This is a genomic window from Lysobacter sp. 5GHs7-4, from assembly GCF_021284765.1.
Taxonomy (GTDB): domain Bacteria; phylum Pseudomonadota; class Gammaproteobacteria; order Xanthomonadales; family Xanthomonadaceae; genus Lysobacter.
The window spans coordinates 1,048,093-1,069,226 of record NZ_CP089924.1 but is presented as its reverse complement, the minus strand read 5'-3'; the positions used below and the strand labels follow the sequence as shown (position 1 = coordinate 1,069,226).

General features: G+C 66.4%; 23 protein-coding genes and 1 riboswitch. Of the genes, 10 read left to right on the top strand and 13 right to left on the bottom strand.

What is annotated here, in order from left to right; all coding sequences use genetic code 11:
• Positions 1-2: 2 nt before the first annotated feature.
• The 3 genes from LVB77_RS04605 to LVB77_RS04595 all read right to left on the bottom strand — a co-directional run bounded on the left by LVB77_RS04605 (position 3) and on the right by LVB77_RS04595 (position 2,717).
• Positions 3-1,172 (bottom strand): efflux RND transporter periplasmic adaptor subunit, encoded by a 1,170-nt coding sequence (locus tag LVB77_RS04605; protein ID WP_232909037.1) that lies wholly within the window; start codon positions 1,170-1,172, stop codon positions 3-5.
• Positions 1,173-1,296: 124 nt separating this feature from the next.
• Positions 1,297-1,968 (bottom strand): dethiobiotin synthase, encoded by a 672-nt coding sequence (bioD, locus tag LVB77_RS04600; RefSeq protein WP_232909036.1) that lies wholly within the window; start codon positions 1,966-1,968, stop codon positions 1,297-1,299.
• Entirely contained in the window at positions 1,965-2,717 is a 753-nt protein-coding gene (locus LVB77_RS04595) for a DUF1211 domain-containing protein (protein WP_232909035.1), read from the bottom strand. The genes bioD and LVB77_RS04595 overlap by 4 nt, the downstream gene beginning before the upstream one ends.
• Positions 2,718-2,796: 79 nt before the next feature.
• Here LVB77_RS04595 and LVB77_RS04590 point away from each other — a divergent pair, with 79 nt between their 5' ends.
• The 3 genes from LVB77_RS04590 (at position 2,797) to btuB (ending at position 6,191) form a co-directional block, all read left to right on the top strand.
• Entirely contained in the window at positions 2,797-3,279 is a 483-nt protein-coding gene (locus LVB77_RS04590) for a GAF domain-containing protein (RefSeq protein WP_232909034.1), read from the top strand.
• Positions 3,276-3,680, top strand: a complete 405-nt coding sequence (locus LVB77_RS21325; protein WP_343226222.1) for a TfoX/Sxy family protein — start codon at positions 3,276-3,278, stop codon at positions 3,678-3,680. Before LVB77_RS04590 ends, LVB77_RS21325 begins: the two co-directional genes overlap by 4 nt.
• Positions 3,681-3,988: 308 nt before the next feature.
• Positions 3,989-4,221, top strand: a riboswitch (cobalamin riboswitch).
• A gap of 125 nt (positions 4,222-4,346) precedes the next feature.
• Complete coding sequence (gene btuB / locus LVB77_RS04580) at positions 4,347-6,191, top strand: TonB-dependent vitamin B12 receptor (RefSeq protein WP_232909033.1); 1,845 nt, start codon at positions 4,347-4,349, stop codon at positions 6,189-6,191.
• A gap of 100 nt (positions 6,192-6,291) precedes the next feature.
• Here the strand turns inward: btuB and LVB77_RS04575 are convergent, their stop codons facing one another.
• The gene (locus tag LVB77_RS04575; RefSeq protein ID WP_232909032.1) at positions 6,292-7,230 is read right to left on the bottom strand and encodes a LysR substrate-binding domain-containing protein; all 939 of its coding nucleotides are present in this window, start codon (positions 7,228-7,230) and stop codon (positions 6,292-6,294) included.
• Positions 7,231-7,332: 102 nt separating this feature from the next.
• On the opposite strand from LVB77_RS04575, the gene LVB77_RS04570 reads away from it, so the two are divergent.
• The 7 genes from LVB77_RS04570 (at position 7,333) to LVB77_RS04540 (ending at position 15,102) form a co-directional block, all read left to right on the top strand.
• Positions 7,333-8,478: a hypothetical protein gene (locus tag LVB77_RS04570; protein WP_232909031.1), complete on the top strand. Its 1,146-nt coding sequence runs from the start codon at positions 7,333-7,335 to the stop codon at positions 8,476-8,478.
• Entirely contained in the window at positions 8,475-9,488 is a 1,014-nt protein-coding gene (locus LVB77_RS04565) for a hypothetical protein (RefSeq protein ID WP_232909030.1), read from the top strand. Before LVB77_RS04570 ends, LVB77_RS04565 begins: the two co-directional genes overlap by 4 nt.
• 45 nt (positions 9,489-9,533) lie before the next feature.
• Entirely contained in the window at positions 9,534-10,019 is a 486-nt protein-coding gene (locus LVB77_RS04560) for an anthrone oxygenase family protein (protein ID WP_232909029.1), read from the top strand.
• Positions 10,020-10,103: 84 nt separating this feature from the next.
• Complete coding sequence (locus LVB77_RS04555) at positions 10,104-11,654, top strand: phospholipase D family protein (protein WP_232909028.1); 1,551 nt, start codon at positions 10,104-10,106, stop codon at positions 11,652-11,654.
• Between the two features lie 230 nt (positions 11,655-11,884).
• The gene (locus tag LVB77_RS04550; RefSeq protein WP_232909027.1) at positions 11,885-13,096 is read left to right on the top strand and encodes a DUF4189 domain-containing protein; all 1,212 of its coding nucleotides are present in this window, start codon (positions 11,885-11,887) and stop codon (positions 13,094-13,096) included.
• Positions 13,097-13,138: 42 nt separating this feature from the next.
• Entirely contained in the window at positions 13,139-13,294 is a 156-nt protein-coding gene (locus tag LVB77_RS04545; RefSeq protein WP_232909026.1) for a hypothetical protein, read from the top strand.
• Positions 13,295-13,518: 224 nt separating this feature from the next.
• On the top strand, positions 13,519-15,102 hold the full coding sequence (locus LVB77_RS04540) for a Na+/H+ antiporter (RefSeq protein ID WP_232909025.1): 1,584 nt from the start codon (positions 13,519-13,521) through the stop codon (positions 15,100-15,102).
• A 59-nt stretch (positions 15,103-15,161) separates the two neighbouring features.
• Here LVB77_RS04540 and LVB77_RS04535 read toward each other — a convergent pair whose 3' ends face one another.
• The 9 genes from LVB77_RS04535 to LVB77_RS04495 all read right to left on the bottom strand — a co-directional run bounded on the left by LVB77_RS04535 (position 15,162) and on the right by LVB77_RS04495 (position 20,683).
• Positions 15,162-15,383 (bottom strand): hypothetical protein, encoded by a 222-nt coding sequence (locus tag LVB77_RS04535; protein WP_232909024.1) that lies wholly within the window; start codon positions 15,381-15,383, stop codon positions 15,162-15,164.
• Positions 15,380-15,709: a hypothetical protein gene (locus LVB77_RS04530; RefSeq protein WP_232909023.1), complete on the bottom strand. Its 330-nt coding sequence runs from the start codon at positions 15,707-15,709 to the stop codon at positions 15,380-15,382. Before LVB77_RS04530 ends, LVB77_RS04535 begins: the two co-directional genes overlap by 4 nt.
• A gap of 94 nt (positions 15,710-15,803) precedes the next feature.
• Entirely contained in the window at positions 15,804-16,175 is a 372-nt protein-coding gene (locus tag LVB77_RS04525) for a nuclear transport factor 2 family protein (RefSeq protein WP_232909022.1), read from the bottom strand.
• A gap of 331 nt (positions 16,176-16,506) precedes the next feature.
• Positions 16,507-16,746 (bottom strand): hypothetical protein, encoded by a 240-nt coding sequence (locus tag LVB77_RS04520; protein ID WP_232909021.1) that lies wholly within the window; start codon positions 16,744-16,746, stop codon positions 16,507-16,509.
• Between the two features lie 47 nt (positions 16,747-16,793).
• Positions 16,794-17,195 (bottom strand): hypothetical protein, encoded by a 402-nt coding sequence (locus tag LVB77_RS04515; protein ID WP_232909020.1) that lies wholly within the window; start codon positions 17,193-17,195, stop codon positions 16,794-16,796.
• 767 nt (positions 17,196-17,962) lie between these two features.
• Complete coding sequence (locus LVB77_RS04510; protein ID WP_232909019.1) at positions 17,963-18,430, bottom strand: hypothetical protein; 468 nt, start codon at positions 18,428-18,430, stop codon at positions 17,963-17,965.
• Between the two features lie 935 nt (positions 18,431-19,365).
• Positions 19,366-19,599: a hypothetical protein gene (locus LVB77_RS04505; RefSeq protein ID WP_232909018.1), complete on the bottom strand. Its 234-nt coding sequence runs from the start codon at positions 19,597-19,599 to the stop codon at positions 19,366-19,368.
• A gap of 271 nt (positions 19,600-19,870) precedes the next feature.
• On the bottom strand, positions 19,871-20,299 hold the full coding sequence (locus tag LVB77_RS04500) for a hypothetical protein (RefSeq protein ID WP_232909017.1): 429 nt from the start codon (positions 20,297-20,299) through the stop codon (positions 19,871-19,873).
• Positions 20,300-20,386: 87 nt separating this feature from the next.
• Positions 20,387-20,683, bottom strand: coding sequence for a hypothetical protein (locus LVB77_RS04495; protein ID WP_232909016.1), 297 nt, complete (start codon positions 20,681-20,683; stop codon positions 20,387-20,389).
• Positions 20,684-21,134: the final 451 nt, after the last annotated feature.

Genomic DNA, 21,134 nt, shown 5'->3' with positions numbered 1-21,134 from the left:
GCTCAGTCCTTGGCGGCGGGCGCCGCGCCTGCGGCAGGCTGGTCCTTCTTGCCCTCGGGCTGCCAGGGCGTGGCCTTGGCCGCCTCGCCCGGCACCGCGCGCTGGATGCCGGAGACCACCACCTGGTCGCCCGCGGCCAGGCCGTTGCTGATCACCCAGTTGCCGCCCTGGCTGCGGTCGGCGGTCACGCCCTTGCGCGCGACCTTGCCGTCGGCGCCCACCACCAGCATGTAGGAGCCGCCGGCGTCGCGCTGCAGCGCCGCCTGCGGCACCAGGAACGCATTGGCCTGGTTGCCCAGCGTGGCCTTCAGGGTCACGTAGGTGCCGGGCAGCAGGGTCTTGTCGGGGTTGGGCACGCGTGCGCGCAGCGCGATCGCGCCGGTGGCCGGATCGACCACGTCGCCGGAGAAATCCATCGTGCCCGGGCGCTGGTAGACGGTGCCGTCGGGCAGCACCACCTGCACCTGGGTCTCGCCCTGCGCCTGTCCGCCCTGGGCGCGGCGGATCTGTTCCAGTTCCGACACGCTGAGCGAGAAGTTCACGTACAGCTGGTCGATCTGATCGACCGTGGTCAGCAGCGTCGGCGTGCCCTGCCCGACCAGCGCGCCCTCGGTGACCTGCTGCTTGCCGGCGCGGCCGTTGATCGGCGAACGCACGGTGGCGTAACCCAGGTTGATGCGCGAATTGGCCAGCGCCGCCTCGGCCTGCTTCACCGCCGCCGAACCGCTGCGTTCGGCGGCCAGCGCGTTGTCCAGGTCGGAGCGCGAGATGAACTTCTCCGGCGCCAGGCGGCGCGCGCGGTCGGCGGCGGCCTTGGCGTTGGCGTAGTTGGCTTGCGCCGAGGCCAGCGAGGCCTGGGCCTGGCCGACTTCGGCCTGCATCTGCGCCGGATCGATTTCGAACAGCACCTGGCCCTCGCGCACGTCGCTGCCTTCGGCGTAGACGCGGCGCTGCAGCACGCCCGGCACGCGCGCGCGCACGTCGGCGCTGCGATACGCGGCCAGGCGGCCGACCAGATCCTTCTGCAGCGGCACGCTCGCCGGCTGCACCTTGATCACGCCCAACTCCGGCGGGGGCGGCACGCCGCCGGCTTGTTCTTCGCCACCGCCGCAAGCAGTGAGGGCAAGGGCCAGTGCGAAGGCCAGGGCCGCCGAACGCGGGATCATGATCATGGGTAAGACTCCGGTTCCATCGTTGTCTAGAGCGCGAGCGCTCGGTTGATCGTGCAAGTTCCTACGAAAAGTCTAACAGTCCGCCCGCCGCCCCCCCCCCCACAAAGTCACGGGAGCCGGGCGCTTACGGCACCTGCAGCCGGGGCGAAAAACGCAGCGGATCGGGTTGAGGCGCATACGGCAGCCGGCCCCAGCACGGCACGCGCAGGCGGTCTTGCAACAAACGGAAATTGTCGTCGCGGCGGTCCATATGAGGGTCCATCTCATTGGCGATCCAGCCGATCAGAGGCAGCCCCTCGGCCTCGATCGCGCGCGCAGTCAGGCGCGCGTGGTTGATGCAGCCTAGCCGCAATCCGACCACCAACACCACCTGCGCCTCCAGCGCGCGCGCCAGCTCGGCCTGGTCCAGGCCAGCCGACAGCGGCGCGGCCCAGCCGCCCACGCCCTCCACCACCACCGCGTCGGCCTGCGCGGCCAGGCGCCGGTACGCGCTCAGCAGCACCGGCAGGGCGATCTCGACGCCGTCGTCGGCGGCCGCCAGCTCCGGCGCCAGCGGCGCGCGCAGGGCGTAGGGGTTGATGTCGGCGTAGTCCGGCACGGGCGCGCTGGCGGCCTGCAGCAGCAAGGCATCTTCGTTGCGCAGGCCCTGCGGCGTGACCTCGCAGCCGCTGGCGACGGGCTTCATGCCGACCGCGCGCAGGCCCTGCGCGCGCAGCGCGTGCAGCAACGTGGCGCTGGCCACCGACTTGCCGATGCCGGTGTCGGTGCCGGTGACGAAATAGCTGCGTGCGCTCAAGCGGCGGCTCCGCCGGTCTGGCGTGCCGACCATGCGCGGCCGCGCCGGATCGCGTAGGCCGGCATCGCCGCGCCCAGCGCCATGTACACCCACACCGGCAGCGCCGCGACCAGGCGCGGCGGGCTTTCGCCGAAGGACAAGGCCAGCAGGCTCAGCAGCAGGCTCACCACCGCGCTGCCGGTCAGGATCCAGTGCAGGCCGATCTCGGTGCGGGTTTCGTAGCGCTCGCCCTCGCTCAAGCCCAAGCGCTCGGCGTGGCGCAGCGCGTGGCGGTTGAGTTCGCACACGATCCACGACAGCAGGCCGAAGCCGGTGGCGTAGACCATGAAGGCGGTCTGCAGGTCGGCGTTCCAATGCGCGGGGTCGATGCCCAGTTCGCTCTTGACCCAGCCGCCGGTGAACATCGACATCGCGCTGGATACCACCATGCGCAGCGGATAGACGTAGATCATCACCACCAGCACCAGCGCCAGGCTGAGCACGATCGAACGGCCGTCGTCGAGACCGTAGCGGCGGCTCCAGCGGTTGTGCGCGCCCCAGAACAGCGCGATCAGCACGAAGCAGAACACGAAGGTCGGCACCCGCCGCAAGGCCTCGCGCAGTTCGGCGACGGTGTCGGGCAATTCGTTGAACAGGATCACCAGCATCGTCAGCGAGAACGCGAACGCGGCGTCGACGAAGCTTTCCAGCCGCGTGACCTGATGGCCGCGTTCGCGGAAGGCGGGCAAGGTCGGGCCAGGCTCGGTCATCGGCATCCTCGGCGGCGGACTTCGGGGGGCGGTATCCGGCCATGGTAATGCCCGGGCGTGCCGCTGCTACACTCGCGGTATGTTCGCCGCCAACCCTCTGTCCGGCAGCAAGCCGGAACAATACGACCTGCTCCTGGCCCAGGCGCGCGCCCTGATCGAGGGCGAGCGCGACCGTGTCGCCAACGCGGCCAATCTGTCGGCGCTGGTCTATCACGCCCTGCCGGACCTCAACTGGGTCGGCTTCTACTTCTACGACGGCCGCGAGCTGGTGGTCGGCCCCTTCCAGGGCCTGCCGGCCTGCATCCGCATCCCGCTGGACAAGGGCGTGTGCGGCGCCGCGGCCTCGACCGGGCAGACCCAGCGCATCGCCGACGTGCACCGCTTCCCGGGGCACATCGCCTGCGATTCGGCATCGAACTCCGAGCTGGTGGTGCCTTTGTCCTTGAACGGCGAACTGATCGGCGTGTTCGACCTGGACAGCCCCAAGCTGGAGCGCTTCGATGCCGACGACCAGCGCGGCCTGGAAGCGATCGCGCAGGCCTTCGTGGAGTCGCTGCGATGAGCGCGGCCAAGCTGCGCAACATCGGCCCCAAGAGCGCGGCCTGGCTGCGCCAGGTCGGCCTGCGCTCGCACGAGGACATCGCCGCGATCGGCACGGTCGAGGCTTTCATGCGCGTCAAGCGCGCCGGCTTCAAGCCCACCCTCAACCTGCTCTATGCGATCGAGGGCGCGCTGCTGGACTGCCATTGGCAGGAGATTCCGGACCAGCGCCGCAACGAACTCATCGCCGCCGCCGAAGCCGCCACCGCCCTGCTGCCGGCACCGCGCAACCGCCCGGCCGCCGCGCCGGTGCGCACCACGGTGCTGACCGAGGACACGGTGGCGATGCCGCCGTCCTACGACGACGGGTTCGACGACGAGCCGGCGGGCGAGGGGCGCGACGAGGCGGAAGAGCGGGAGTAAGGCGGCCTCGTTTTTGCGCTGGGACCGGGCGCTATTGCGCTGCGGCGCGCAGCATTGATGCGGTTCGCCCTTGGCTCACCACATCCCACGGGCTCGGTTGCCTTGGCTTTTCCCTTCTCGCTCGGGAGAAGGTGGCGCGTAGCGCCGGATGAGGGTCCGAGATCGAGTTGGAGGCACTCGCTCGCGCCGAACCCTCATCCCAACCCTTCTCCCAAGGGAGCAGGGCTCAGGACACCGACAGTGGCGGCAGAGGGTGGCCCGAAGGACCGGATGAGGGCTGCTTTTTGGCCCCAGCCCCCCAATGCCGTAGACTGCGCGCGCTTCGAGGTGACCCCCGGCATCCGCCGTCAGGGTTGAAACGGGAAGCCGGTGACGTCCCAGCGCTGGTACAGCGCGATCGGGCCAGCCCGGCACTGCCCCCGCAACGGTAAGCGAGACGACCGCGGCAACCGCCACTGTGCTGAGCACGGGAAGGCGCCGCGGGCGGGGCTACGGCCCCGGCTCGCGAGTCCGGAGACCGGCCCCGACGCGCGACTGGTTGCGATGCGGAGGGCGTCGCGGCGGCGACGTCGGCGTGTCCCACGCCCGCTCGCGGCCCCTGCCCCTCTCCTCGCAACTCCCTGGATCGACGGCGCGGCAAGACCGCCGCGCCCCTGGAGTTTGCTCATGCGTGTTCCCAAGCTGTCCCTGGCCATCGCCGCCGCCCTCGCCCTGCCCGCCCTGGCCCAGGCCCAGCCCCATGACGACGCCACCGACCTGGACGACGTCGTGGTCACCGCCACCCGCACCGCGATCAGCGCCAACGACGCGCTGTCGCCGGTGGAAGTGATCACCCACGAGGACATCGCGCGCAGCCAGGCGCGCTCGCTGCCCGACCTGCTGCGCGGCCGCGCCGGCATTTCGATCGGCAACCAGGGCGGCCTGGGCAAGCTGACCACGCTGTCGCTGCGCGGCAGCGAGACCGACCACGTGCTGGTGCTGGTCGACGGCATCCGCATGGGCTCGGCGACCTCCGGCCTGGCCTCGTTCCAGGACCTGCCGATGGCGCTGATCGACCGCGTCGAAATCGTGCGCGGCCCGCGTTCCAGCCTGTACGGCGCCGACGCCATCGGCGGCGTGATCCAGATCTTCACCCGCCGCGACCGCGACGCGGTCGCCCCGCGCGGCAGCGTCACCGTCGGCAGCCATGGCGGCCGCGAGGCGAGCGCCGGCATCGGCGGCCGCATCGGCCGCGGCTGGTTCGGCGCCGACGCCGCCTACCAGCGCACCGACGGCATCAACGCCTGCAACGGTTCCAGCACCCTGTTCGCCGGCTGCTTCACCGAAGAGCCCGACCGCGACGGTTACCGCAACCGCTCGCTGTCGCTGCGCGGCGGTTTCGACGCCACCGACACGCTGAGCTTCGAAGGCCACGCGCTGCGCGCCGAGGGCGCGAACGAATACGACGGCAGCTTCGTCAACTATTCCGAGATCGTGCAGCAGGTGATCGGTGCCAAGGCGACCTGGCGCCCTTCCGAAACGGTGAGCCTGCAGGTCAGCGCCGGCCGCAACCGCGACGAGTCCGACAACTTCCTCGGCAACGTCGCCAACGGCTATTTCGTCACCAACCGCGACAGCTTGACCGCGCAGACCGATTTCGGCATCGGCGAGGGCCAACTGTTGAGCGTCGGCTTCGACTGGCTGCGCGACCACGCCGACAGCGACACCGCCTACGACAAGAACGAGCGCGACAACCGCGCCGGTTTCGTCCAGTACCAGGGGCGCTTCGGGGCGCAGTCGCTCGAGGCCAGCCTGCGCCGCGACGACAACGACCAGTTCGGCGGCCACACCACCGGCAGCATCGCCTGGGGCCTGGGCTTCGCCGAGCATTGGCGCGTGACCGCCGGCTACGGCACCGCGTTCAAGGCGCCGACCTTCAACGAGCTGTACTACCCCTTCTTCGGCAACCCCGCGCTGCGTCCGGAAGAATCCAAGACCTGGGAACTGGGCCTGGCCTACCGCGGCGAGCGCTTCAATGCGCGCATCGACGGGTTCAGCACCCAGGTCGACGACCTGATCGCCTACGACGCGTCGATCTTCCTGCCCAACAACATCGAGCGCGCACGCGTGCGCGGCGCCGAGATCGGCATCGACACCACCGTCGCCGAGTGGACCGTGGCCGCCAGCGCCAGCTTCCTCGACAGCGAGAACCGCGTCGGCTTCTTCGCCGGCAACGACCTGCCGCGCCGCGCCAAGCGCAGCGCGCGCGTGGACATCGACCGCGCCTTCGGCGACTTCCGCTTCGGCCTCACCGCGGTCGCCTCCGGCGCGCGCTACGACGACGTCGCCAACAGCCGCACCGTCGCCGGCTACGGCACGCTGGACCTGCGCGCCGAATACGCGTTCACGCCGTCGTGGTCGCTGCAGGCGCGCGTGGCCAACGTGTTCGACCGCGATTACGAAACCATCTCGTTCTACAACCAGCCCGGCCGCGAGTGGTTCCTGACCTTGCGCTACACGCCGGCGCGCTGAACCTGCCATCGATGCGTCACCCGAAAAGCCCGGCCAATGCCGGGCTTTTCTTTGCATGAGCCGATGCCGCACGACCGCTAGGCGGCGCACCGGATGAAACTCAGGGCTCGACGATCACCGCGCGCCGCAGATAGGCCTGCGCCGCGTCGCGGTCGCGTGCGACCTCCTCGCCCAGCCATTGCCGGAAATGCGCGATCTTGCGGCTGTGCTGACGTGCGCTGGGATAAGTGAGCCAGAACGCGCGCCCGTCGCCGGCGACGAAATCGTGCGCGGGCACCAGGCGGCCGGCGTCGAGTTCGTTGCGGAACAGGATCGGCGAACCGATCGCGATGCCGTGGCCGGCGACCGCCGCTGCCACGTCCAGGTGCTCGGCCGACAGATGCGTGCCGAAGCCGCCGGGCGGTGCCGCCTCGGCATGGCCCTGCGCGCGATACCACAGCGCCCACCAATCCGGCCGCCCCAGCAAGGGCACCGACAAGGGCCGGCGCGGATCGCCGAGTTCGGCCGCAGCCGCGCGCAACGCGGGCGCGCACAAGGGCATGAAGATGGCCGGGAACAGCTCCACCGCCTGCAACCCGGGCCAGCGGCCGTGGCCGTTGCGGATCGCCAGGTCGTAGCGGCCGACGCCCAGGTCCTGCGCGTCCACCGACAAGTCCAGTTCCAACGCGATCTGCGCATGGCGCGCGCGGAAGCGCCCCAGTTTGGGCGTAAGCCAGCTGGTGCCCAGCGTCGGCAGGGTGGTCAGCGACAGCCGCGACTCGTCGATATCGACCGCGCGGATGAAGCTAGCGCGCAAGGCGGCGAACGCGGCGATGGCCTCGCGCGCGACCAGTTCGCCCGACTCGGTCAGTTCGACCCGGTGCGGATGGCGCCGGAACAGGGCCACGCCGATCTGCTCCTCGAGCCGGCGTACGTGATAGCTGACCGAGGCCGCCGTGGTGTCCAGCTCCTGCGCGGCCTTGGCGAAGCTGCCCAGGCGGGCCGCCGATTCGAAGGCCCGGATCGCGGACAGGGAGGGGAATCGATGCGGCTGGACCATAAGTAGGACTTAGCCTGCCGCCGCGAATTCGGGTCGTCAACCGCGCCCGTCGCGGCCCATCCTGACCGCCTCCACCCTCGCCCATCGGCACACGGACTGCGCATGCCCCTCCTCCCCGATTCGCCCCAGTCCGCTCCCTCCAGCGCAGCCGACGACGCACTCGGCCCCCGTTCGCCCGCGCGCCGCCGCTTCGTCGGCCTGGGCCTGGCCGGCGCCGCCGCGCTGGCACTGCCCGCCTGGAGCCTGGCCACATCCGCGGCGCCGGCCGCCGCCGGCCTGGGCCCGCACAGCGACGACTGGCGCTGGCTGGTCGGCAACTGGGACGTGCGCCACCGGCGCCTGAAGGAACGCCTGACCGGCAGCCAGGACTGGCAGGACTTCGCCGGCAGCAGCGCCTGCTGGCTGGCGCTGGGCGGCCTGGGCAGCGTCGACGACAACATCGTCGAGCTGCCCGGCGACCGCTACCGCGGCATGACCGTGCGCGCCTACGACCCCGCCAGCGATCAGTGGGCGATCTGGTGGCTGGACGGGCGCAATCCGACGCATATCGATCCGCCGGTGCGCGGCCGTTTCCACGGCGACGACGGCGAGTTCGTCGGCCGCGATACCTTGCGCGGCAAGCCGATCGTGATGCGCTTCCGCTGGCACGAGGTCCACGGCCGGGAGCCTTGGTGGGAACAGGCGTTCTCGCCCGACGACGGCGCCAGTTGGGAGGTGAACTGGCGCAACTACTTCACCCGCACCGCGGCACGGCCCACGCCGCTGGCCAGGGCCGACGACGCACCGCGCGATTTCGATTTCCTGGTCGGCGACTGGCAGGTCAGCCACCGCCGCCTGCGCAAGCGCCTGGTCGGCAGTCAGGACTGGGACCAGTTCGGCGGCACGCTGCGTAACTGGCCGGTGCTGGGCGGCCACGGCAACGTCGGCGACAACGTGTTCGAGTTCCCCAGCGGGACGGTACGCGGCATCGGCCTGCGCTCCTACGACCCCAAAGCGAAGCAATGGCTGAGCTGGTGGCTGGACGGCCGCACGCCGACCTCGATCGCGCCGCCCGTGCGCGGCGGCTTCGCAGCCGACGGCGTGGGCACCTTCATCGGCGACGACACCTTGGACGGCAAACCGATCAAGACCCGCGTGCTGTGGTCGCGCATCACCGCGCGCTCGGCGCGCTGGGAGCAGGCCTGTTCCGACGATGGCGGCAAGACCTGGGAAACCAACTGGACCAGCGATTTCGAGCGCAAGGCATGAGCAAGCGTTCAATGAGCACCCGCGTCGCGACATGGCGGCGCTGCGCCTACGCCTGCGCGCTGACGCTCGCCGCCGTGACAGGCCCGGCCGCCGCGGACAACGACCAGGCCACCGCGTCGCACCCGCCGTCGGCTGCCGGCGCCGAGCCCGGCATCGAGTTCCCCAGCGCTCCGCAGCTGTTCGCGCCCGGCATCGCGTCCACCGGCTACGCCGAGATCCGCCTCACCCTCAGTCCCGACGGGCGCACCGCCTTGTGGTTCAGCCGCGACCGGCCGGGCGGCGCGGGCGGTTACGACATCTGGCTGTCGCGTCGCGGCGCACAGGGCTGGGGCGCGGCCGAGCCGGTGCCGTTCAACTCGCCGGGCCGCGATTTCGATCCGGCGTTTTCCGCCGACGGCCGCAGCGTGTACTTCTGCTCCGACCGTCCCGGCGGACTGGGCGCCGACGACCTGTGGCGCGTCGCGGTCACCGCCACCGGCTTCGGCGAGCCAGAACATCTAGGTGCCACGGTCAACAGCGCCGCCAAGGAATACGCGCCGATGCTATCGGCCGACGGCCAGCGTCTGCTGTTTTCCAGCGACCGTGCCGGTGGCGCCGGCGGCCTGGATCTCTACGTCGCGCGTCGCGCGGGCGATGGCTTCGCTGCCGCGCATCGCCTTGAAGGCGGCATCAACACCAGCGCCCACGATTTCGACGCCAGCTATCTGTCCGACGACCGCAGCATCGTCTACTCGCGCGCGCAGGACTTCCGCACCGACCGCGTCGATCTCTACCTGGCGACAGCCCACGGCGAGCGCTACGAGGCGGGCCGCCTGCTCCCGCTCAGCGTGAACAGCCGCGAGACCGACAGCTACGGACCGATGCTGGACTGGTCGCGACGCGATCGCCTCGCCTACTCCGCCCAGCGCGACGGCGCGCAAAGCATGGAGCTGTACCTGGTGCCCTATCGCCTGACGCCGCAAGCCGCCGGCACCCGCAAGAAACAGGCGGACGGCGACCGCGCGCGCTAGGATCGGCTGCTTGCGGCGCGCCCTGCCGCGCCCGGAGACGCCCGCATGGACACCGCTATCACCGCCTCGCTCTGGATAGGCGCGATCGGCTGCGGCCTGCTCGGCGGCGTGTTCTTCGCCTTCTCGAGCTTCATCATGCGCGCCCTAGCCGCGATCGCGCCCGCCGCCGGCATCGCCGCGATGAACGCGATCAACCGCGTGATCCTGCGCTCGTGGTTCATGCCGCTGTTCTGGATCACTACCTTGGCCGGCCTGATCCTGGCCGGCATCGCGATGGCCCGCTGGGACGCGCCCGGCGCCGCGGCCATGCTGCTCGGCGGCGCAGTGCATTTCGTCGGCATGTTCGTGTGTACCGTCGCGCTCAACGTGCCGCTCAACAATGCGCTGGCCGCGGTCGATTCCGCCGGCGACGCGGCGCTGCCGGTATGGCAGCGTTATCGGCGCGACTGGACGCGCTGGAACCACGTGCGCACCCTGGCCTGTGCAGTCGCCAGCGCCAGCTTCGTACTGGCGTTGCTGCAACGGGCCTGATGCCGACGCGGTTCGTGGCGCACCATCGCCGCGGGTTTTGCGGCACCATCTGACGCATCGCAGGCCGCTACGCCAGGAGATCCGATGCCGATCCGTAAGTCCTTGCGCTGGCTGGGCTGGGGCCTGTTCGCCTTGTTGGTGCTGGTGGTCAGCGGCGTGTTGCTGGCCGACCGGCTGATGCCGCGCGCCACCGGCGCGCCCAGCACTACCTTGCCCCTGCAAGCGGCGCAGACTCCGATCGACCGCGAGCTGGCGCCACGGCTGGCGGCGCATCCGGGCAAGACCGGCGTGCTGGTGATACCCGGCGGCCTGGAAGCGTTCGCCGCACGCGCGTCCAGCGCGCGCGCCAGCGGCCGCAGCCTCGATCTGCAGTACTACATGTGGCACGACGACCTGGTTGGCGGCCTGCTCGGTCGCGAGGTCTACGCCGCCGCCGAGCGCGGCGTGCGCGTGCGCCTGCTGCTGGACGACATCAACACCAAGGGCCTCGATCCAGCGCTGATGGTGCTGGACGCGCACCCCAATATCGAGATCCGCCTGTACAACCCGTTCCGCAATCGCAGCGGACTCAAGCGCCTGCGCGAGATGGCGCAGCGCTTCTTCAGCATCAACCGCCGCATGCACAACAAGGCCTGGATCGCCGACGGACGGGTGGCGGTGGTCGGCGGGCGCAACATCGGCGACGAGTACTTCGACGCCCACGCCAACGTGAACTTCCGCGACCTCGATCTGCTGCTGGCGGGACCGGCGGCGGCCGACGCCAGCGCTATCTTCGACCGCTATTGGAACAGCGAGGCGGTGGTGCCCATCGCCGCGCTGGGCGAAGCGGACCCCGTGGCGTTGCAGGCCTACGTCGCCGGTCTGGACGATGCCGCCAAGAGCGCCCAGGCCAAGCGTTACCTGCAACGGGTCTGGCGCTCGCCGCTGCTGGGCATACCCTGGGACACCCACATCCACTGGAGCGACGGCGTGCGCGTGGTGGCCGATCCGGTGCGCAAGCGCGGCGACGGTGGCGACGATTGGCTGGTGAATCAGCTGATCGCCAAGCTTGCCGCCACCGAGCAGGAAGCGCTGTTGATCTCGCCCTACTTCGTGCCCGGCGACGAAGGCACCGACGGGCTGGTGGGACTGGTGCGCAAGGGCGCGCAGGTCGGCGTGGTGACCAATTCCCTGGCTGCCAACGACGTCCCGGCGGTGCACAGCGGCTATGCGCGCTACCGCGAGCGCCTGCTCGCCGGCGGCGTGCGCCTGTACGAGATCCGCCGCAGCGGACCGCCCGCGGCCAGCAGCCTGTTCGGCAGCAGCGGCGCCAGCCTGCACACCAAGGCCTTCGTGGTCGACGGCCGGCGCGGATTCGTCGGCTCCTTCAACCTCGACCCGCGCTCGGCCGAACTCAACACCGAGATGGGCGTGCTGTTCGACGACGCCGAGCTGGGCGCGTCGGTGCGCCGCGAGTACGAGCGCCTGATTACGCCCGCGTTGAGCTACCGGCTGCTGCGCGACGACGACCGACTGGTGTGGTTGGACGAAACCAGCCGGCCGCCGCTCAAGCTGGACCGCGAACCCGACGCCGGACCGATGCTGCGCGCGACGGCGCGCGTGCTGGGCTGGCTGCCGATCGAATCGCAGTTGTAATTAGCGGATCGGCCTAGCGGGCTTTCTTCGCGCCGTCGCGTTAGCGCACGACGAGATGGCGCCGGCGCTGCGAAGGCCCGACCTCCTGCCTTTCGTGGCGCTCCGCTGAGGCGCCCAGGCCTCCTGGCGCCGTCCCCGTTCTTCACCGATGATGACGCGCACCGGGGCTTGCGCACGCATGGAAGCGGCCCGGCGACACCCGCGTTCCGTGCGCGCGCCCAGGAGGCCCGATGACCCACTACCGTCCCGCCCATGTGCGGCTGCCGATTCCGAATGGGATCTGGTTGGCCGCCGCACTGACCGCCTTGGCGATCGCCGTGTTTCCCGCTGCGTCGCGCGCCCAGGGCTATCCCTGCGGCGGCGGCCCCGGACCTGGCGAGGTGCAGATCGGCACCACCGGCGGCTCGCACGGGATCGGCCTGATCCCCGTCTGCGCACCGGCTCCGTCCGGACCCGGCACACCCGGCTCCGGTGGCGGCGGATCGGGCTCATCGGGCAGCAGCCGCTACGAACCCGAAACCGCCGTCAACAACTACGTTGCGGTGGCTGGTCATCCTGGCATTGCGGAGGTCTGGGCCACGTTGGGCCAGTACCGCCTGGAAGCGGCCGAGGCCGTGGTGCTGGACGCCTGCAACAAGACCATGGGCGGCGGCTGCAGCGTGCTGTATTCCGGCGCCAACGTCGCGGTGGTGGTCGCACGCGACAAGCAGGGCAAGATGCGCGCCGCCGCCGGCGCCGACGCCAAGCAGACCTGGAAGGAACTCAAGGCGGTCTGCAAAAGCCAGGGCGCCAGCTGCAGCCTGCACAAGGTGTACCACGCGCAGGTCCGTGCGGAACCGTTGATCGCGGCGGCGATGCTGCGCGAGGATTTCGATCGCGAGGGCGTGTTCAAGGAGTACGACTTCCCGCCCAACTCCACGGTGCCCGTGCCCAAACGCGGCGTGCCCGACGCCGGCGTGGGCGTGGGGCCGCCCATCGACGTGATGGGTAAGCTGCCGGACATCCCGGGCATCCGCAAGGTCCACTACTCCGCGCAAGGCTCGTGGCTGCTGCGCACCGGCGACAAGAAGGGCAAGGGCTGTTCGCTGACCTACTTGCGCGACGATCAGCGCGTGCTGTTCGTCGGCCCGACCCAAACCGATCCGCGCGGCGCGCTGATGCTGTCCAGCAAGGCCGTGCCGCCGACACGCGAAGCGCGCGAAACCACGGTAACCATGAGCGGCGATCGCGGCGACACGAGCGTACGCGTGTTCCATCTGCCGACCGGCGTGGAAAACGAATCCGTGCTGCTGATGCCGACCGACCTGTCGGCTACCATCGCCTCGCTCTCCGATCGCTCGCCGCTGAGCATCGTCCTGGACGGCAAGCGCGTGCTGGACATGCAGATCGAAGGCGGCGCCAAGGCCCGCACCGCGATGCAGCAATGCATGGCGCGCCGCTAAGCCGGCCGCCGCATACGGCCGCGCTATTGCGACCGCCAGGCCATGGCTGACATCGGCGACGACCTACCGCGCGCGCTGCCGCCGCTGTGGCTGCCGCTGTTGGCGGGCATTCCCTTGGCCGCCTGCCTGCTGCTGATCGCGCTGCCCAACATCGGTCACGCCCTGGCGATGGCCTCGCGCATCCTGTTCCTGGTGTAGTCGCGCGGCGGATAGTTCGCACCGAGGATGAGGGCGTCGATGCCTGGGGCCTGTTCGATCAGGCGCTGGCGCTGCGCGACGACGATCAGTTCCTGGTCAAGCTCGGGCACCGCTTCTGACGTCGGCTGGGGCGGCGCCTGGACATTTCCGCCGCTCGCTATCGACGCCGTTGGGACGAAAGACCATTATTTCAGGCGCCGCCAGCTCAGCCCGAAGGAGCGCCCATGGAGCCCACCCACCTGTTCGAGCTGGTGATCGCGATGTTCCTGGCGATCATCGCCCTGCACTATCTGGCCCACAAACTGGGCCTGCCGCCCTCGGTGGGCTTGCTGGCCGGAGGCGCGGCGCTCGCGTTCGTGCCCGGCCTGCCCACCATCGCCGTCGACCCGGAACTGGTGCTGGTCATCTTCCTGCCGCCGCTGCTGCTGGACGGCGCCTGGTCGATCGCCCTGGGCAAGCTGCGCCGCCACCTGATCGGCATCGGCTCGCTGGCGGTGGGCGCGGTGCTGTTCACCTGCGTGGTCGTGGCGGTGGTCACGCATCTGCTGTTCCCGTCCCTGCCCTGGGCCGCCTGCGCCGCGTTGGGCGCGATCGTCTCGCCGCCCGATGCCGTCTCGGCGCGCTCCGTGCTGCAACGGGTCAAGCTGCCCCGGCGCCTGCAGATCCTGCTGGAGGGCGAAAGCCTGCTCAATGATGCCAGCGGCCTGGTGTTGTTCCGTTTCGCGATAGCCGCCGGCATCACCGGCGCCTTCAGCGCCACCCAAGCCGTGGGCAGCTTCTTCGTACTCGCGTTGGGCGGCGTGTTGGTCGGCGTGGTGGTGGGCGTGGTCTGGGTCAAGCTGGTGCGCCGCCTCGGCGACGAATACCTGATCATCGCCGCCACCGCGATGCTGTCGTGGACGTCCTATCTGCTGGGCGAAGCGCTGCACGTCTCCGGCGTCCTGGCCACCGTCACCACGGGCCTGATCGCCAGCTGGTATCAGAGCATCGTGCTATCGGCCTCCACGCGCATGCGCGGCACCTCGTTCTGGACGGTCATGGTGTTCCTGATGGAAGCCTCGGTGTTCATCCTGATCGGCCTGTCGCTGCGCGGCGTGGTCGAACGCGGCGGCGGCTTCGGCGTCGTCGCCGCGACCATGGGCTGGCAGATCCTCGCGATCCTGGCCGCACTCACCGTCGCGCGCTTCGCCTGGGTGTTCGCCTCCGACCTGGCGATCACGCTGTGCAACCGGCTCGGGATCCGGCGTTACAAACCCATAGGCGCGCGCGGCTCCACGGTGCTGAGCTGGGCCGGCGTCCGCGGCGTGGTCACCCTGGCCCTTGCGTTGAGCGTGCCGGAGGGTTTCCCGGGCCGCGACTTCATCCTGGTCACTTCCTTCGCCATCATCCTCGGCACCGTGCTGATACAGGGCACCACGCTGGGCCGCGTGATCGCCTGGGCGCGCCTGACAGAACCGGAAACCGAGAAGCCGCGCATGACCATGAGCCAGGCCGAGGCCGCCATGGCCCAGGCACAGTTCGCGACCGTGCGCGGCCTCGCTTACGACAGCGAAGGCGAACTCATCCACCCCAAGCTACTGGCGCAGTACGAGCGCAAGTCGGTGGCGATCGTCGACTACGCCGCGCGCACCGAGCACTACACGCCGATGCTGCATGCCCATTTCGACGTGGTGCTGGAAGCCGTCGCCAGCGGCCGCCAGGAGCTCATCCGCCTGCATCGCGCCGGCGATATCGACGACGCGACGCTGCGTGAGCTGGAACGGGATCTGGATCTGGAGGAGCTCAGCGCGATTTCGGCCAAGGCCTAGGCCCGGCGAAGGCTCACGGACGTGGCGTGGACTTGGTCAGGCATCCGTGTCTGTCGGCGCTAACCCGCTGAGCCGCCTGCGTTCGGAACCACTTTCGTAGTGACCGTCGAACCATCGACCAGGGTCGGCAGCACCTTGGACAGGACCCATCCGTGCGTGCGTGGATAGACCTTTCCATTCGCGTGCATATGCCAAGGGAATTTGGGATCGCCGGAAGGCACGAAGGAGCGCACCAGCTTGCTGCCGCGATACTGTTCGATGGTGCAATCGCTGCATTTCATGTGCGTGAACCGATGTCCGCCTGCAAAGCGTAAGACAAAGCGCGATCGACCGACTCGGTGGGAAAACTGCCGTAACCACGCCGCAATTCCGACAAGCCATCGTCTCGCGATATCGACCCCGACCTGACTTTGGCCGCACTCAGCTCAGCGGAACCGATCAGTAGCAGCGCATAGTCCAGGTGCTCGCCGATTAGCAACGGATGTTGGTCGTCGAATCGGGCTTGCAAGGCCACCGACATCGCCCGCTTTTCGGCGCCGGCCAGCTCCGGGTCCGTCGCGACCTCGACCGCCGCAACGGCCACTTGTGTAACGAATGGGATGGACATGCGAGGCGTCTCGGGCCTGGCTCAGGCGAAACTTGGCCACGGCCCGCTTGAAGGGGGATCTATCCTACAGTCGGCCTGGGCGGCCAGAGAAGTGTCAGCTCCCCAGATAACTGTCCGGGACAGGAATCCCTTGAAGCCGGAAGAACGACAGCTGATCGAAGTAACCGCGTTGGAAGACGATCTTGCCACCCTGCACATGAAAGAAGCCGCAACCGCGCAAGCCGCTGGGATCGCGCCACTCCAGAATGGCCCACTCGCCATCCTCGAACAGGTTCTCGACCAGGCAAGTCATCTCGGCCCGGCCGAACTCCGTCAGAAACATGTTGCGGATCGCGGCGCGACCGACCAGCGGCTCCATCACCACTTGATGGTTGGTCGCGTCTTCAGCGTACAGCGCAGCAAGACCTTCGACGTCCGCCGCGTTGAATCGCGACACCCATTCCCGAACCAATTGCTTAGGCGACAATCGACTTCTCCTGCCTCATTTACGGATACGCGCGAGCCGGCCGGTCGACCCCGCTCACGATCGCGGGACGGCATGCGCCCTCAAGGCTCGGCGCGCGATTCCGGCTTGCCGCACCAGTGGTCGATGGCCAGTTGATTATCCCGCTCTTTTGCGAGATCACAGTTCTCCGCCACCACGCCTGCCTCTTCAGACCGCGGCTTGTTCCGAGACGCGTCAACGGATGCGCAAGAGACCGTAGCGAGCATACAAGCCACCAACGCAATAACTCGGCAGAGAACTATCATCGGTCGTCAACGCCTTAGTGTCGAACGTCTTGGATGCTCAAGCGACTCTAGCTCGGATCCCGGAGAGCACGAAACACCCCGATGCCAAAGAACAGGCCCACCTGACACAACAGAAGAATACCCCAGGAAACCTTCAGAAAAATCAGGACGAGCGCCGAAAGCAAGACCGACATCAGCGACCAAACAAAACTGTAGTCGTATGCCTCCCCGTCCGACTCGAATCGTCCTGCGCGGAAGAACGTGACGGCGCACACTATGGCCAGTACCACTTCAAGACTGATGCCCAAGCGTTCCCCCTGTCCGCGAAAGCGATCCGCTCTGAGTTAGGTTGACTCTATGGCTGCGCTTCAAGAAGCCGCGAACGCAGACCGATCACATGCTTCTTGGATATCGGGTAGTTGAAGCCCCCCTCGCCGGCCTTGATGATCGCATTGACGATCAGCCCGAATTCGCTGCGCGGCAGCGCTTCGCGAATATAGAAGAAGAGCGTCTGCCCCTCCTCTGCCTTCGGATAGTAGATGCCGCAATTGAACGGCTTCGTGTATGCGTACTCAGGCTGTTTGGGCGGAACCACATGCATCTCCAGACAGTTCGCGCCGCCCAGGAGATAGAGCGCCTTGCTGTCCTCGAAGGCAGTCACATAAGTGCCCGCCTTCAGGGTGAACGTGGCCGCTTTCTCGCTGGCCACGAAGTCCTGAGCAAGCACGTAGCTGGCGCCCTGCTCGACAACGGTCAAGCTGCGGGGATGCTTAGCGAACGAAGCCGGCGACGCTAACAGAAGCGCGGCAAAGAGCAATTTCCCGTACATCACCTCCCCAACCCCATTAACCTGAAATGGATCGATCGCGTGCGAAGCATGTTAGACCCATCGCCCTCGATAAATGCCACGGCGGCCTCAAGGCTGGGCAACTTTGTTGGCTCTCGAGTCGTCGAATCAAACGAGTAGCGAGGGTAGCCGTGCGAGTAATGCCTTGCCATTCCAGCCTCGAAGATGATCGGGTACAGCCTAACGCACGAGTTTTCCGACCCGTAAAACGGTTTCGGCCCGAATGAATTGCCAGGCGCCTTGCGACGGGCGCGAATGCCATGCTGACCGTCCACATTCATCCGAGCCGTGAAGCGGTTTTGGCTTGAATGAATGGTTAGGCCCCGCCTCCACGATCTCTTCCCGCCCGCGCCGCTACGAGGCCGATAGCAACAGCGCAGATCAATGCAATTGCTAGGTCAGCTAAGAAGTAGACGATGTTGAAGTTGTACGTGTCACAGGCACTAGGCCAACAATCGCCGCCAATTCTATGGAAGTTGAATGGGAAACCGGCAACCTCTTGGCCGTCACGTTGGTACGCGCCCAGAGTCAGAAAGTACGGAGCCACATTGGCGACAACAGCAATGCTCGTAGCGATCAAGAAGGCAAAGATGAATTTCGATTTGCGGGTCATTGCGCGCGGAACCTAACGCCTGAATTGGGTGACACCACGAAGCGGCTTCGGCTTGAATGAATTGTTAGGCCCTTGCCGTGACGAATGACAAGAAGGCCTTCTCTAGATCTTCCGGACGCTCTACGCAGGGGCATGTCGCCCGATAGTGAGCCAAAGCATCTGCCCAATTGGTAATGCCAAGGTCGTCAATGATGTTTCGTGGCAGGTCAATGTCTGTCTGATCAATTGATGGGCGGTAGAACGGGCCAGGGATGCGTTTCCACAAAAACCAATTGGGCTCCTCTGGCCACCATGGGTAGTCGCCACCCGAAAAGTACAGGTACAGGGGGTGGCTGCCATGGCCATCAACAAAGGCCATGAAGGCATTGACTAGCTCGGGAAAGGCGTCGGCGTCACCTCTCTCCGCAGCAGAAATGAGGGTGGCGTGAGTGGTAGAAATCCTGCAGCCAACCGCGGTTGGTTCCAGCGGGTACCACTTGTTCAGTTGTAGGTACTCGTGGCACTTCTCGCAGAACACGGTGCAATGAGTCATAGGCCTAACGCCTGAATTAAGCCGAGCCGAGAGGCGGCTTCGGCTTGAATGAATTGCTAGCGCTCATAGGATGCCAGCACCCCTCAAAGCGATAACGATAGCTGTTGGTTCTGCCGAGCCCCCTACAGGATGAATTGCCGAGTCTGATGCCCAATCCGCAGGGGCAAATGCAGAAGAATGCTCATAACAAAAACACGACTGACACCACTCCCAGAGGCCGCGACCACCGTCATGCCACCGGAACAAAGTGCGATTGCCATAGACGGGGCAAGGAGACTGCAAGGAAATCTTGGCGGGCCTTTCAGAAAAGACCTGATTCCATTGCGGCACGAGCTCCGCCGGGATGCCTTTCCAAATGCTTGCGGGGGTGTTGAGCATGAGCGCTAACGCCTGAATGAAGCCGCGCCGCGAAGCGGCTTCGGTTTGAACGAATTGTTAGGCCGCATTCTAGAAGCGGAGGTCAACGACCTCTAGTAGCAGATGAGAGGAGGATCCACAGTAGAAGCGTCGGCCCTCGCCGCCCTCCAGCGGTCCACAGCCCCGCTGATATCTCTCAAAAATGGTTCCAGCCGCTATAAGCTCGCGACCGCATTGGGAGCACCACACAAAACCGATCCCTTTCTCTAAGAGTTCTGCTGCCATGAACTCAAGGCGTCGTTCCTCAAGTGAGGTGGCGGCGGTGAGTGGGTAGGGGCCGTTGGAAAGATCGCTAGTCGTCGCGGCCTCAAGTTGGAGCGCAACTGGGCGCACTGCTTCCGACAGGTGGGGAGCCACGTCTAGAAGGTCGCGCAGATATTCCTGGCACGCGGAAATCGGGAATCGCAGACGACAGAGTTCCTGGCGCCTTCTTTCTATTCGGTAGCTGATGTGCATGCTATGCGGCCTAACGCCTGAATTAAGCCACTCCGCGAAGCGGCGTCGACTTGAATGAATTGTTAGCCCTTGCGGGCGACAATGTAGCCCTCATGCTCAAGCACTCGTCTGCAAAGATCAATGAAGGCCTGGCGGCTAAGATCGTTCTTTGCATCGTTTGTGCGCCATGCGCAGACGTTGAAAGATGCAGTCTTTGAACTTGCGTCAATATGATCAATGGTGGGAAGAAGGGCAAAAGTGGCTTTGTAATGATGCCGGCCATTCTTTGATGCTTGATTGTCGTAGGTGCTGATCAAGCCCCAGTCCAACGGCTCGCCGGTGTATGAATCAAGTCCCTTTGACGCGACGACAGCCTGATGTATTGCTCCTTTGTAACCGGAGATAGTGCAAGTATGTCCACGTGCGCGATCTCGCCTGGCATGAGCGACGGCTTTCCGGTGCAACCAACGGGAGTAAGACTCCTGGTTGGCCATCTGTTCTATTTCTGGCGGCAGCTGGTATTTTCTTGGCAAGGGCTAACACCTGAGTTAAGCCGCGCCGCGAAGCGGCACCGGCTTGGACGAATTGTTAGGCGTCGAGCGCGTCATACACCATGGCCGCCAAGGCATGCGCGGCTGCGTGATTGGAGACCGCCTCCGACTTGCCGTGCTTTGCCTTTTTACTAACCTCCACCAGCTTGTACTTACGACCAGGAGACTTGAGTACGTTCTCAACTTCTCCTTTCGTGCGGGCGGCGCAGACGATCACTTGACACTTCTCGACTACCAAACGGTCAAGCAGCTCTTGCACGGTGGCCGGCACATCTCCGCGGTTGAAGATGCCGACCGCGTGACCCTCGACCGACACGATTGCCAGAAAATCTAGCTTGCGTCCGAGCGCCTCAAAGTGGACAGGTTTCACAGAAGGATTAGCAATGAGGCATTTGTACAAGAGATGGAGAGCGGAGCTCTTGCCAACACTTGAGCGGCCGCGCAACGCAATAAGCTGCTTCTTCACTGAAACTCCGTGTGCACCGTTGGTAGGATTCGACGCCTAACGCCTGAATTAAGCCGACCCGCGAAGGGGTTCGGCTTGAATGAATTGTTAGGCCTCATGGCCGAAAATTTCCGATAGCCAATGTACGCCTCCTGCATCTGCTAGCGCAAAGTGTCCAAAAGCAGAGGTGTGGGCGATAGTGCCATTGAACAGCAGTGCATCCGACTTGCCAGATGGGCCTATCTCTTCTTGGACGAAAGTGAAGCGCGAACCCAAGGCTGACTCAGGTGTTTGACCCAAGGCTCGAAGGCCATCAAGCATGCCTTGCACCAAGGCGAAAAAGTGCTCTGCAAGTTGGGAGTTGCCATCGAAGTAAAGTCTCGGATGTGCGGTCTTGATCTGCATGAGGCCTAACGCCTGAATTAAGCCAACCCGCGAAGCGGTTTCGGCTTGAATGAATTACTAGGCGCCAACCGAGGCCGCCTTGATTTGCTGATAGCGATCATTCCAAAAAACGACCAACTGGGCGTGCTGCTCCAACGAGACCCAATGAATATTTGACTCGTCTGCTGGATGGCCACCGAATACAAGTGGCTGCAAATACCACTTGACCTTGCCAGAAAGGCGAGAGTCCGCCGTAAGCGAAGCGTCGGGTGGCGGCAAGCTAAACGGCTCTATGTGATCTGCGGCGATCGGAACACTGGGCACAGAGAAAACCAAGCCAGCCAGGTCTTGAACAATCAGGTCATTCCAGCTGCGTAGCCCAATTACTCTATGGCCAGATAGCCAGCGAGCAATTGCGTATTGCCTTGACGCCACCTCAGCCTCAGCTGGACTGAAGAGCAGTAGGTAATCT